Below are 13,398 nucleotides of genomic sequence, written 5' to 3' on the forward strand. Positions count from 1 at the left end.
TGCGTTGTCCCTCCTTATTATTTTCCGGCAGCTGCAAATTCGGTGAGTTCCGGGATTGCGCTGTTGCACAAATACTGGTTAACCAGCGACAAGAAGGCCTTTCCCGCAACCAGCATTACCCGTTCATCAAAGTTGAACTTAGGATGGTGATGCGGGTAGCTGGCGCCGACTTCGGGATTGCCGGCACCGGAGAACCAGAACATGCCCGGTTTCTTCAAAAGATAATGCGAGAAATCTTCGCCGCCCATTTGAGGGGCTATTTCGACGGCTGTACCTTCGCCGAAGGTTTGATCCATGACTTTTTTGAACACATCGGTTTCTTTTTCATGGTTGTAGACAGCAGGATAACCGTCCCGATAGTCAACAGAACCTTGTGCATGGTAAGCAGCACAGACATTTTCAACAATGGATGCAAGTTCTTTTTTTACCTTCTCACGCACGGTGGGGTCAAAGGTTCGTACGGTTCCTTCCATTGTTGCCGTATCGGCAATCACGTTCGGCGCCACACCGGCGCTAAATTTTCCGATCGTCACAACCGCCGCCTGCTGTGGATCAACTTCACGGCTGACGATCATCTGAATCTGGTTGACGACCTGAGAAGCAACGGCGACCGAGTCAACCGACAGATGCGGTGCCGAACCATGACCTCCTTTTCCTTGGATATGGATTTTCAAATAGTCGGCTGCAGCCATGAAATAGCCTTTGCGGTAGCCGATTGTACCAAAGGGAACCGTGCTCCAAAGATGCGTTCCGAACACCAGATCAACATCCTCAAGGCATCCATCCTTAATCATGGCTTGGGCGCCTCCCGGTGGAAATTCCTCTGCCGGCTGGTGCAGCAGCACAACATCCCCGGCAAGTTCTGCGCGATGGGCTTGAAGCACTTTTGCCGTACCAAGGAGGGTCGCGGTATGCCCGTCATGTCCGCAGGCATGCATGACATTCGGAACCTTTGATTTATAAGGAACGTCGGTTTCTTCGTTGATCGGAAGTGCATCGAAATCAGCGCGCAGGGCGACGGTCAGTCCCGGCTTTGCTCCGTGAATGCGGGCGACAATGCCAAAACCGCCTACATGCGTTTTAATGTCGGTAATACCGAAGCTTTTTAATTTTTCTAAAATAAACGCTGAAGTTTCTGCTTCTTGGGTCGAGAGTTCCGGATGCTGGTGCAAATATCTGCGCCATTCCACCATCGTTTCATATTCTTTTTCTAAGTCATCAGACCATGCCGCGCTCATTTTCCCGCCCCCTGGATTGATTTAATTGTCTTTAGTGAATAACAATAAAAATAATAATCTATTTTCTGAATTCGGAAAATCTATATCGCAATTATAATCAACTAAAATCTAATAGTCAAAAAAATTCTTAATATAATAAATCATTTTTATATCATTTATGTCATAATTCCTCACATTTGATGCGGTTTCTACAGCGGAAAAATTTTTCAATCGACATTTCTTTAATTCAAGAGCATTATTTGTTGAAACATGATAGAATTTATTACAATAATAATAAATTATTACGATTGAGACAATAAAAAAAAGAATAAATTGTCTAAATTAATTGTTCGGTGTATTCTTAATTTGTCATTTTCAATGACTCGCCTGTTCCATTCAGCACATCGATAAAGGTATGACTAACAAGGAGAGATCACCATTGAACGAAAAGAATAACACAGACAGCAGCGAAGTCATCCGTCAATTACGTGCTGTTCCTGCTGTGCAGCAAGCATTGTCCTTCCTTGTTGAGGACAATGACCGCACAACCGCTGAGCAAATCGCGTTGACTGCTGTTCCCGCTCCACCATTTAAAGAAAACGCCCGTGCTGCTTGGATGGCGGATCATTTTCATGCACTAGGGCTGAAATCCGTTTATACTGATAAAGAAGGAAATGTGCTTGGCCTGCTTCCAGGAAAATCGAATGAACGGAAAATCGTTGTTTCCGCTCATTTAGACACTGTTTTTTCGGAACAGACGTCCATTGACCCGATTGTGAAGGACGGCGTTGTCTATGCTCCGGGTATCGCCGATGACGGCCGAGGGCTAGCGGTGCTGCTCACTTTGATTCGCGCACTCAATACTTCCGGAATTAAGCCGCAGCACACGCTCCTGTTCGTCGCTACGGTCGGCGAAGAAGGCCTTGGCGATTTACGCGGCGTTAAATCCTTGTTTCAAACACGGAACGATATCGGCGGGTTTCTTTCAATCGAGCCGGGAACGCCGGAACGGATCACGGCAACCGCAGTCGGCAGCCATCGCTACAGAATCGTAGTCAAAGGCCCCGGCGGTCACAGCTTTGGTAATTTCGGTACCCCAAGCGCGATTCATGCACTGGGGCGTGCCATTGCGAAAATCAGTGAACTCACGGTGCCGAAAAACCCGGTCACCACGTTCACAGTGGGTACGGTGAGCGGCGGTACGTCCATCAATTCTATTGCCGAGCATGCTGAGATGGGGCTCGACATGCGTTCGGTCGCCCAAGATGCACTGCTTGAATTAGAAAAACAAGCGTTGGCCTGCATTCGCCAAGCCGTTAAAGAAGAAAACGCGCGCTGGAAAAAAGCGGACGTAATTCAGGCAGAAATCGAGCGTGTCGGCGAACGTCCTGCCGGAACGCAGAAAGAGACAGACCCTGCCGTTCAGACAGCGGTTGCGGCGATTCGCTCCTTCAATCTGGAACCCCTGCTTGAACCAATGAGCACCGATTCCAATGTCGCGATCCACAAAGGCATCCCCGCACTGACCCTGAGCGGCGGCGGAAGATGCGGCGGCATGCATACACTCGCCGAATATTATGACCCGAAAGATGCTTCGATCGGCGCACAGACCGTTCTCTTAACGGTACTCGGCTTTTCAGGAATTGAAGACGCCGTGCCGTCGGTTCTAGTTGCAACCTAAAAATGTACGTTTCGCTTTAGTGCACTAATAAGTAAAATCATATTAAAGGAGTCTTCCCATTGCCAAATATCGTTACAGATACTGAACTCGAACAAAAATTGATTGATTGCCGCCGTCAGCTGCATGAACATCCGGAGCTGTCGTTTGAAGAATATGAAACAACGAAGGCGCTGAGTGGTTGGCTCAACGAGGCGGGCGTTGAAACGCTTGAACTTCCGCTTGAAACCGGCGTGCTGGCCGTCATTCGCGGCGCAAAGCCCGGCCCTGTCATCTGTCTGCGCACAGATATTGACGCGCTGCCCATTCAGGAAGAAACCGGACTTCCATTTGCGTCAAAAGTTCCGGGCAAGATGCATGCTTGCGGGCACGACTTTCATACAGTATCTATTCTTGGCGCAACACTGCTGCTTAATGAACGCAAAGCAGAGTTGGAAGGTACCGTCAAGGTCATCTTCCAGCCTGCCGAGGAAAATGGCAACGGTGCGCTAAAAGTACTCGAAACCGGCGTTCTCGATGATGTACAAGCCATTTTCGGTATGCACGACATGCCGCATCTGCCAACAGGAACGATCGGCATCAAGCCGGGGCCGCTCATGGCTGCCGTTGATAAATTTACGATTGATGTCGAGGGAATCGGAACCCATGCAGCCGCACCTGAAAAAGGAATCGATTCGATTGTCGTCGCCTCGCATATCATTACCGCACTGCAAACTATTGTTGCGCGCAATGTTTCACCGCTGAACAACGCGGTCATCAGCGTCACACGTCTTGAAGCCGGAAACACTTGGAACGTGCTGCCGCAAACCGCTCAGATGGAAGGCACCGTACGTACATTCCAAGAACATGTTCGCGATGGTATCCCGGCAAAGATGCAACGTGTCGTTGAAGGCGTTGCTGCAGGACTTGGCGCCAAAGGAACTCTGCATTTTACAAAACTTGGTCCGGCAACAATTAACAATGAAAAACTAGCGGAATGGTCCATTGACACCGCGAAGGCTTCAGGGCTCAACGTGATCACACCGACACCGTCTACAGCAGGCGAAGACTTTGCCGAATACATGAAAAAGATACCAGGCGCCTTCTACTTTATGGGTGTATCCGGAACCTCAGGACTCCATCATCCTGATCTGATCATTGATGAAAAAGCCATTCTTCCTAGTGCTAAATTTTTTGCGAATCTTGCCATTGATATGGTGAAAAAAGTACGTGCGTTGTAATGAACGGATCGATCGGCTATTCGACTTATGACGCGCGCGATCGGAGCGCAGGATAAGCTTCGCGCAGCACCGCAGCAGCCTCGCATCATTCAAAGCGCATTGAAATCATAAAACGTGTGAACATTAAGAAGAGGGGACCTCATCGTCATCGACGTTGAGATCCCCTCTTCTTTGTTTTATTACGATTCCTGTACTTTTTTCACTTTGCTCAGATAGCGGTAAATTGAGGCTTCCGACGTACACAACTCTTGCGCAACAATACTGACAATCCCTTTCAACAGAAAAATACCGTTCTCGTTTAATTTCTCGATAATCTCAATCCGCTCCTCCTGAGACATACGCTCTGGAGGAATATTTACCCCGCCGACAATCTCTTTAATGCTTTCCTTTGCCAAGTCCTCAATTGACGGGCTCAGATGTTCGACGGCCGGCGGCTTTTCCTTCTTCTTCTCGATCGGTCGCTGCACGCCGACAAATTGACTCAAGTACGCAATGACACGCTCCATTTTTCGATAGTCGCTATTGATGCAGAGCATGCCGATAATATCGTCTTGAGTGTTTCTTATGAAAAATGTTGATGAGCGCAGTACCGTTCCATCCTTCGCCACACCTTCATAATTGGTGATATAGCTTTTATTTTTGGAGCGGCCCTCCTTCAGCATCTTCAACATTAAATTGGTCACTGGAGCGCCGAGTTTGCGACCGCTTAAATTCGTTTTACTGATCGCAACCACCGAATGTTCAAGATCAGTAACGTCATGAAGGATGATCTCGGTATCATCTCCAAGAACCTCACTTAGAAACCCAACCAACGCTCTGTAACAGTCTAATTCCGCGTTAATAAAATCACCGCCCTTACTTCTCAAAACGAAAAAAATATAATAAATAATTATTGTAATGATAAATGATTCACACTTATTTTTCAACTGCACCTTGCTGTTTCATTGCTTACAAAGATGCGTGTGCCGATCGTTTTCCTGCCGCATTTCGAGACACTTCACGCCATGCATAGATGCATATGGCGCACCAAATGAACAAAAAGGAAAGGAACTGGATCCGATCCATCGATTCATGAAAAAGAAACACCCCTATCAGAAAAGCAGATGAAGGCGTCATATATTGGAAGAATCCAATCATTGTCAAAGGAATCCGCTTCGCTCCTTCAGCGAACCAGATCAAGGGAAGTGCAGTCAGAATTCCGGCACCGATAAGCAGAAGTGCGGTCGTACCCGAAAAAGCGGTCTGCAGGCCGGGTGTTGCATAGGTATGTACCGTAAGCACAACGACAGCAATCGGAATAATAAGCAGCGTCTCAATGCTCATCCCGATCAATGCATCAAGCTGAATGATTTTTTTACAGAAGCTGTACATGCCTGAAGTTGCTGCAAGAGACAGCGCAAGCCATGGGACGACGCCAAAATGAACGGTCACCAGCAGGACACCTGTAAAAGCAAGTGCAAGAGAAAGCCATCCCCAGGCATCACTCCGTTCTTTAAAAAACAGAATCCCGATCAGCATACTCACAAGCGGAATCATGAACAAACCAAGACTTGCATCTAAGACATGCTGATGGCCGACTGCCCATACATAGAGCATCCAATTTGCACTGATTGCCAGTGAACCGGCAAAGACAACGAGCAGTTGTTTCGGTTGATGAATGAGCCATACCGTTTTCATACATAAGCCTCTAAATTGTCCGCGCAGGGCAATGACAAGCAGCATAAATATAAAAGCCCAAAGTATTCGATGCGCAAGCACTACCCATGAAGGGATTGCTGCAAGCCATTTCCAATAAACCGTGAGAAATCCCCATATGGAAAAGGCGGAAAAAGTATAAATGATGCCAAGGCGACGATCAGACAAGCTATTCACGCTCCACTCTGCTCAAATCAAGAGGATTACAGCCCCAGTTCATCTCGCTTCTCCCCCATCAGCGAAGAAAATCAGCAGCGATTTTCTTATAGATCTGAATGGAGTCAAAGAATGGCTTGCGCGCCACATATTCATTGGGTTGATGAGCCGCCGGTGGGTAACCCGGACCAACGACCGCGATCGGAAACGATTTTTTCACTTGTGAAAAAAAAGCTCCATCCGTATACCCTGAAAATCCATAAGGCTCAATCGTCTTCCCGCGAACCTCCTCAACGGCCTGAACCAGTTGTTTCACAAAAGGATGATCTTTTGCTGTTTTCACCGGGTGCATGTCGTTAAGAATCTCGATCGTCGTTTTTAATTGCGGAATATCTTTTTGGACGGAATCAATGATCGCTTGTATCGACGCAATGATCTCTTGGTGATTTTGCGAGGGCAGCGTTCGCATATCAATTTCCACGGTGCACTTGTCGGCAATGACATTGGTACCGTTTCCACCACGGATTACATCAATGCTAGAGGTCGGTGCGCTGAGCAAATCATCCGGTTCAAACGTGAATCGAAACTCCGATTGAAATTTCGAGAGAAGCGCAATCATATGTTCATTGGCATTAATCCCGCAGCTCGGTGTTGAACCATGTCCCGTTTTTCCATATGTAGCTAAGCGCAACCACAAAGCGCCTTTCTCTGCAATGGACACTTCGTTATCCGTCGGTTCGCCGATCAGCACCGCATCGAGTTCGTCCGCATAACCGTGCTTGACCAGCTGCTCGGCACCAATTGATGACGTTTCTTCGCCAACGGTCGCGATAAATTTAAGGGTGCCTTTTAACGGCGTCCCTTCTTCTTTCAGTTCAATGAGTGCTGCAATCATCGCGGCAAGGCCGCTTTTCATATCGGAAGCGCCGCGTCCATAGATCTTGCCGTCCGCTTCTTCTGCTCCGAACGGATCATGATCCCAGGCGATCTCTCCGACCGGGACAATATCCATGTGACCGGTAAATGCCAGTGTCTTGCCAGGCTCCGCGCCTTTTAGTTTCGCGATCAGCTGATGCCGCTTCTCACCATAGACAATGACTTCGCTCGGAATCCCCGCCGCCTCGAACGTTTCCTGAATAAGTGCCGCAGCCTCCGCTTCATTTCCCGGTGGATTGGTCGTATTTATCTTCAATAACTTTTTTAGCAGCGCTAGCGCTTTCTCATCGTTCATCGCCGATTCCTCTTCTCTTAAGATGTAATCTGTTGTGTTTATTCGTTGTTTTAAAACGCTGGCATACAAACGTCGTGGCGCATCGATTCGCTAAGAAGCGATGCTGTGTCTATAAACCGCCAGCATCGCTTCTTCCGCAATGAATACCGCAAAATACAGCACTCGATGGATTAAGTATAGCAAAATTCAAATAATTTAGGCAGTCGTTTTGCTCAAATCGCCTCAAAATTTTCGAATTATATGAACAAAAATGTCAAAGTCTGTGCAAAAATGTTGCATTGTTGCGGATTTAGAGGAATCCGACTTCCGCAGGATGCGATGGCTTCTGAGTTGGGCACGAACGACACTCCAGCTGCTCGCATCAACAGGGGCGACCGAGGGCAGTCCAGAAACCGCCTCAAACATGCTGGTAATCTGCGAGATCACCTTAGCCTGCGATCAACAGAGACGCTCCGTAGGCGCCCGAGCGCTACCATAGGAAATCGGAGTATTAGCGAGGCAAAAAAAGTTCCTGCCATAAATGGCAGGAACGCGTGGATCAAGAAAGTCTTGTTTTAAAATTTTCGTAGCTAAAGGTTTTGATCGTCTGCAATCCTTCTTGTTCGCTATACTTTACAAGCGAAGGCAGCGCGATTCCGTTGAAGGTATTGTTTTTGACCATCGAATAGATGGCCATATCACAGAAGACAAGGCGGTCGCCTGCTTTGAGCGGCTGATCAAAGGAATAGTCGCCAATCACATCGCCGGACAGGCAAGTTGGCCCGCCGAGCCGATAGGTAATGGCGCGTTCCCCAGGTTTTCCCGCACCCAAGATCTCCGGTCGATAGGGCATTTCCAGTACATCCGGCATATGACAAGTCGCCGACGTATCCAGAATCGCAATCGGCATTCCATTTTCAAACACATCGAGAACGGTCGTCACAAGATAGCCGCTATTCAAGGCAACCGCTTCGCCCGGCTCCAGATAGACATCAACATCATACTTTTCTTTCACCGATGTGATGCAGCGTTCGAGCCGTTCCAGATCATAATCCTTGCGTGTGATGTGATGACCGCCGCCAAAGTTGATCCACTTCATGCCTTTGAGGTATTTGCCAAACTTGCGTTCCACAACCTCCAGCGTATGTTCCAGCGCGTCCGAATTCTGTTCACAGAGCGTATGGAAATGCAGTCCGTCAAGTCCCTCTAGAGCATTCGGATCAAAATTCGCTTCCGTAACGCCCATGCGCGAGTATGGCGCGCACGGATCATATAGCCCGGTCTCAACCTCCGAATATTCGGGGTTGACACGCATCCCGCATTCTATCGCCCGAGGCGCTTGCTTCACCTGGTCTTTAAAGCGCGCCCACTGGCCGAATGAGTTAAAGACGATGTGATCGCTCACCTCGAGAATTTCAGTGAAGTCTTTTTCATCATAGGCGGGCGAGTAGATATGCACTTCCTTGCCCATTTCTTCACGGCCAAGTCGCGCCTCGTGCAGTGAGCTTGACGCGACCCCGTTTAAGTAGCGGCCGATCAACGGATAAAAGGCGAACATTGAAAAGGCCTTTTGTGCAAGTAGGATCTTGCAACCGGTCCGTTCCCGCAGTTGTTTCAAGCGTTCAAGGTTTTTGACAAGCAGCCCTTCGTCAACAATGTAGCTCGGTGATGGAGCTGCAGTAAAATCAATAGCCATCGGCACGCTCCTTTAGTCGACCAGCGTCGGGGCAAAATCTTCGTGCCACGGCAAACCAAATTGATTTAACGCATCCATAAACGGATCCGGATCGAATTCTTCGATGTTGTAAACGCCCGGACGTTTCCATTTTCCGGTCATCACCATTGCTGCACCAATCATCGCCGGTACACCGGTTGTATATGAAATCGCCTGAGAACCGACTTCTTTGTAGCATTCCTGGTGATCGCAGACGTTATAAACAGAATAGGTGCGCGGCTTGCCGTCCTTGACGCCTTGGAAGATGCAGCCGATGTTCGTCTTGCCCTTCGTTCGTGGTCCAAGTGAAGCCGGATCCGGAAGAACAGCTTTCAAAAACTGCAGCGGAACGATTTGTTTTCCTTCAAATTCAATCGGTTCGATCGAGGTCATGCCGACGTTTTCCAAAACTTTAAGATGCGTTAAATAGCTTTGTCCAAAGGTCATCCAGAAACGGATCTTTTTAATGCCTTTAATATTTTGCGCAAGGGATTCCATCTCCTCATGGTGAAGCAAGTAAATGTCCTTCGGTCCGATCTGCGGGAAATCATAGACACGTTTGATCGCCATCGGCTCGGTTTCGATGAATTTGCCGTTTTCAAAATAGCTGCCGTTTGCGGTCACTTCGCGAATATTGATTTCCGGATTGAAGTTGGTCGCAAATGGATAGCCGTGGTCGCCAGCGTTAGCGTCGAGAATATCGATTGAATGAATTTCATCAAAGTAGTGTTTCTGAGCGTAGGCAGAGAATACACCGGTCACGCCCGGATCAAAACCGCTGCCAAGCAAGGCGGTGATGCCGGCTTCTTTGAAGCGGTCACGATACGCCCATTGCCATTTGTATTCGAATTTTGCCGTATCTTCCGGTTCGTAGTTTGCCGTATCCACATAGTCCGTTTTCGTTGCCAGACATGCATCCATGATTGTTAGATCCTGATAAGGGAGCGCAACATTGATCACAATGTCCGGGTTCACTTTTTCAATTAATGCAATCAATTCCGGTACATTGTTCGCATCTACTTGAGCGGTTGTCACCTTTGTCTTGCCGCCGTCCAATTTTTCTTTGAGCGCATTACATTTGGAAAGTGTACGGCTTGCGATACAAATTTCTTCAAATACCTCTGAATTCTGGCAGCACTTATGTGCCACAACCCCTGCGACGCCGCCTGCGCCGATAATCAAAGCTTTACCCAATTTACGAACGCCTCCTTAAAAATAGCCTGTCCACTGCAATGACTCATTAAAATGGATCAGACACATTTATTCCATTTCTTCAAGCAACAGCTTGACATAGTTCGGCAGCGCAAATGCGCCGACGTGAATTTTATCATTATAATAGCGCGTTTTAAGGTTTCGTGCCTTCCATTTCTGTGCATCAAAGTCCTGAAGCGGATGGTAGTGCTTCGACGCAAAGCCAAACAGCCAGTGGCCGGATGGATAGGTTGGGATATGCGCCTGATAGACACGACTGATCGGAAAGGAATCAACGATCCGTTTATGGGCGCGCTGCATCGCAATTGCGTCAACCGGATAGAATGGGCTTTCATGCTGGTTGACCATTGCCCCGGTTTCAGTAAGTGCCTTGAAACAGTTTCCATAGAATTCCTTTGTAAAAAGGCCTTCACCGGGGCCAAAAGGATCGGTTGAATCGACAATAATCAGATCGTATTCATCCTTTTTTGAACGGACGAATTTCAAACCATCCGCCTCGTGAATCGTCACGCGTGGATCATCTAATTTTGCTGCGGTTTGCGGCAGATATTTTTTACATGCCTCAATGACTTGAGCATCAATTTCAACTAAATCAATCTGCTGAATTTCCGGATAGCGAACAAGTTCGCGGACCGCACCGCCGTCTCCCCCGCCGATCACCAGCACCTTGTTCACTTGTGGCAGGATGGCCATCGGTACATGGACGATCATTTCATGATAGATGAATTCGTCCTTCTCCGTCAGCATCATGTACCCGTCAAGCGTCAAAAAACGCCCGAATTCAAGCGAATCGAAAATATCGATCCGTTGAAACTCGCTTTGCGCGCTGTACACTTGTCGGTCAACCTTAATCGACAGTTTCACGTTATCGGTGTGTTTCTCGGTAAACCATAAATCCAAATCGTTCACTCCTTCACTGTCTGGATTGCGTTTACATGACTGTCTTGTGTACCGGTAAGAAAACAGCCTTTTTCCTTCGCGTACTGAATATATTCAAGTACCTTGGCCGTCACTTTTTCGCCCGGAGCGAGAATTGGAATCCCCGGCGGGTAGCACATCACGAATTCGCCGCAGATCCGTCCAAGACTGTCCTCAAGTCTTGTCGATTCGCTTGCCGCATAAAAGGCTTCTTGAGGTGCAAGAATGACTTCCGGACGAATGTATTCCTGACTTAACATACCGGTCCGATCCTTGGCATAGCGCCGCTTAATCTCCGACAAAGCCGAGACGAGCCGTTCAAGATCCATGATCCGATCGCCGATTGAGAGATAAGCGAGAATATTGCCGATATCGCCGAACTCGATTTGGATATCGTATTCATCGCGGAGAATGTCATAAACTTCAATGCCGGCAAGACCGATATCACGCGTCAGCACGGACAGTTTCGTACGGTCGAAATCATAGATTGAATCGCCATTGATCAGTTCCCTGCCGTACGCGTAGTACCCGCCGATCTGATTAATTTCCGCACGCGCGTACTCGGCCATCTGAGCAACTTTCTCAAAAATTGCGCGGCCGCGCAAGGCGAGATTGCGGCGCGATATATCCAGAGAAGAAATCAACAGATAGGAGCCGCTTGTTGTCTGCGTCAGGTTGATGATCTGACGGACGTAGCCCTCGCTTAATCCGTTAACAAGCAAGAGCGAGCTTTGCGTCAGCGAACCGCCGGATTTATGCATGCTGACTGCAGCCATATCGGCACCGACCGACATCGCCGAGGCTGGAAGCCCTTCTCCAAAATAAAAGTGCGTCCCGTGCGCTTCATCAACAAGTACCAGCATATTGTGCTGATGTGCCAGTTCTGTAATCGCCTTTAAATTTGAACAAATGCCATAATAGGTTGGGTTATTGATTAAAACCGCTTTGGCGTCCGGATTTTCCAGAATTGCTTGCTTCACATCGGCAACCGACATGCCAAGTGAAATACCAAGCTCGTGGTTCACGCCCGGATTGACGTAAATGGGAATTGCTCCACTCAGAATCAGCGCATTAATCGCACTGCGATGCACGTTGCGCGGCATAATGATTTTTTCACCGCGTTTGCAAGCACTCATCACCATGCTCTGCACAGCGGAGGTTGTTCCGTTCACCATAAAAAAGGCGTGTTTCGCCCCGAATGCTTCGGCCGCCAGTTCTTCTGCTTCTTTGATCACCGACACCGGGTGGCACAGATTATCAAGCGGTTTCATCGAATTCACATCAACGGTCAGGCATTTTTCTCCAAGAAAATCGGTTAATTCACGATTGCCCTTGCCGCGTTTGTGTCCCGGCACATCAAAAGGCACAACACGCATCGCTTTATATCGATTCAGCGCCTCAAGGACCGGCGCGCGTTCTTGTGATAAGTTCATAAGCAGCACTCCAATAATTAAAAAATATTCGCCCCGCTGTAGATCTCAATCATTTCCCTGCGGAGATTGCTGCTGATCTTCAAACGTTCCTTCGGCGGGATTTCAAGTACATCGCGATTAAACAAATAGTTCTGTAAATCAAGTTCTTTAATAAGCATTTTCGTATGGAAAAGATTGGCTTGATAAACATTAATGTCGACGGCATCATAGTTCTCAAGTGTTTCGTCATCGATATAATTTTGAATCGATGTTATCGGATGATCCATAAACAATTTCTTCCCATCGACATCGCGTGTAAACCCGCGCACGCGGTAATCAGCCGTGATGATGTCGGAATCGAAACTGCCAATCAAGTAATTGAGTGTATTCAATGGGGAAATTTCCCCGCACGTAGCCACATCGATGTCGACGCGGAAGGTGGCAATCGCCGTGCCCGGATGAAATTCCGGATAGGTATGCACCGTTACATGGCTCTTATCCAGATGGCCGACAATGGTGTCCGCATAGTGACCGAGGTTGCATGAGCGATCAATTTGATCCCTTGGGAACTCCTGCTCAGCGATCAGTACGGTAACACTCGCGCCTTGGGGATCGTAGTCTTGTTTGCTGATATTGAGCACATGGGCCCCGATCATCTCCGTGACGTGGCAAAGAATATGGGTCAACCGCTCTGAATTGTACTGTTCATCAATGTAGGTAATGTAATCGCGTTGCTCACGTTCACTCTTCGCATAGCAGACATCGTAAATATTAAAACTTAGTGACTTCGTGAGGTTGTTGAAGCCGTACAATTTCAGTTTGTTTTCCAACCCTATCCCCACAACCTTTCCCGGTTCTCTACTCACAATCGATGGCATTCGCTACAAGAAAAAAATAAGCCGCTACGGCGATAATTGTCGAATCGTCACACACATAAAAATCTAATTTAATTATATAGACAACCCC

Annotated in this window: 11 protein-coding genes; 2 read left to right on the top strand and 9 right to left on the bottom strand. The window is 48.0% G+C overall.

Annotated elements, in window-relative coordinates; translation table 11 throughout:
* Positions 1 to 17: 17 nt before the first annotated feature.
* A complete protein-coding gene (locus SIN01_RS07840; protein ID WP_010026779.1) occupies positions 18 to 1,238 on the bottom strand; it encodes a M20 metallopeptidase family protein in 1,221 nt (406 codons plus the stop codon).
* A gap of 418 nt (positions 1,239 to 1,656) precedes the next feature.
* Between SIN01_RS07840 and SIN01_RS07845 the strand changes: the two genes are divergently transcribed.
* Both SIN01_RS07845 and SIN01_RS07850 read left to right on the top strand, forming a co-directional pair.
* Positions 1,657 to 2,898, top strand: coding sequence for a M20/M25/M40 family metallo-hydrolase (locus SIN01_RS07845; RefSeq protein WP_010025104.1), 1,242 nt, complete (start codon positions 1,657 to 1,659; stop codon positions 2,896 to 2,898).
* A gap of 59 nt (positions 2,899 to 2,957) precedes the next feature.
* Positions 2,958 to 4,115: an amidohydrolase gene (locus tag SIN01_RS07850; RefSeq protein ID WP_010025105.1), complete on the top strand. Its 1,158-nt coding sequence runs from the start codon at positions 2,958 to 2,960 to the stop codon at positions 4,113 to 4,115.
* A gap of 179 nt (positions 4,116 to 4,294) precedes the next feature.
* Here the strand turns inward: SIN01_RS07850 and SIN01_RS07855 are convergent, their stop codons facing one another.
* The 8 genes from SIN01_RS07855 to speD all read right to left on the bottom strand — a co-directional run bounded on the left by SIN01_RS07855 (position 4,295) and on the right by speD (position 13,262).
* Positions 4,295 to 5,041 (bottom strand): helix-turn-helix transcriptional regulator, encoded by a 747-nt coding sequence (locus SIN01_RS07855; protein WP_010025106.1) that lies wholly within the window; start codon positions 5,039 to 5,041, stop codon positions 4,295 to 4,297.
* Positions 5,042 to 5,063: 22 nt separating this feature from the next.
* Positions 5,064 to 5,978, bottom strand: coding sequence for an EamA family transporter RarD (gene rarD, locus SIN01_RS07860; protein ID WP_010025107.1), 915 nt, complete (start codon positions 5,976 to 5,978; stop codon positions 5,064 to 5,066).
* Between the two features lie 67 nt (positions 5,979 to 6,045).
* Complete coding sequence (locus SIN01_RS07865) at positions 6,046 to 7,197, bottom strand: M20 family metallopeptidase (RefSeq protein ID WP_010025108.1); 1,152 nt, start codon at positions 7,195 to 7,197, stop codon at positions 6,046 to 6,048.
* A gap of 538 nt (positions 7,198 to 7,735) precedes the next feature.
* Positions 7,736 to 8,872 (bottom strand): carboxynorspermidine decarboxylase, encoded by a 1,137-nt coding sequence (nspC, locus tag SIN01_RS07870; RefSeq protein ID WP_010024337.1) that lies wholly within the window; start codon positions 8,870 to 8,872, stop codon positions 7,736 to 7,738.
* A 12-nt stretch (positions 8,873 to 8,884) separates the two neighbouring features.
* Positions 8,885 to 10,084 (bottom strand): saccharopine dehydrogenase family protein, encoded by a 1,200-nt coding sequence (locus SIN01_RS07875; protein WP_010024340.1) that lies wholly within the window; start codon positions 10,082 to 10,084, stop codon positions 8,885 to 8,887.
* Between the two features lie 66 nt (positions 10,085 to 10,150).
* Positions 10,151 to 11,002 carry a polyamine aminopropyltransferase gene (gene speE, locus SIN01_RS07880; protein WP_010024342.1) on the bottom strand — a complete coding sequence of 284 codons (852 nt, stop codon included), beginning with the start codon at positions 11,000 to 11,002 and terminating at the stop codon, positions 10,151 to 10,153.
* A gap of 5 nt (positions 11,003 to 11,007) precedes the next feature.
* Positions 11,008 to 12,453 carry an aminotransferase class I/II-fold pyridoxal phosphate-dependent enzyme gene (locus SIN01_RS07885; RefSeq protein WP_010024343.1) on the bottom strand — a complete coding sequence of 482 codons (1,446 nt, stop codon included), beginning with the start codon at positions 12,451 to 12,453 and terminating at the stop codon, positions 11,008 to 11,010.
* Positions 12,454 to 12,470: 17 nt separating this feature from the next.
* Complete coding sequence (speD, locus tag SIN01_RS07890; RefSeq protein WP_010024345.1) at positions 12,471 to 13,262, bottom strand: adenosylmethionine decarboxylase; 792 nt, start codon at positions 13,260 to 13,262, stop codon at positions 12,471 to 12,473.
* Between the last annotated feature and the right edge of the window lie 136 nt (positions 13,263 to 13,398).

It is taken from the genome of Sporolactobacillus inulinus (genome assembly GCF_006539285.1).
GTDB lineage: Bacteria > Bacillota > Bacilli > Bacillales > Sporolactobacillaceae > Sporolactobacillus > Sporolactobacillus inulinus.

Coding starts and splice junctions, on each gene's coding strand:
- SIN01_RS07840 (WP_010026779.1), bottom strand. CDS start 1,238: ATGAGCGCGGCATGGTCTGATGACTTAGAAAAAGAATATGAAACGATG.
- SIN01_RS07865 (WP_010025108.1), bottom strand. CDS start 7,197: ATGAACGATGAGAAAGCGCTAGCGCTGCTAAAAAAGTTATTGAAGATA.
- nspC (WP_010024337.1), bottom strand. CDS start 8,872: ATGGCTATTGATTTTACTGCAGCTCCATCACCGAGCTACATTGTTGAC.
- SIN01_RS07885 (WP_010024343.1), bottom strand. CDS start 12,453: ATGAACTTATCACAAGAACGCGCGCCGGTCCTTGAGGCGCTGAATCGA.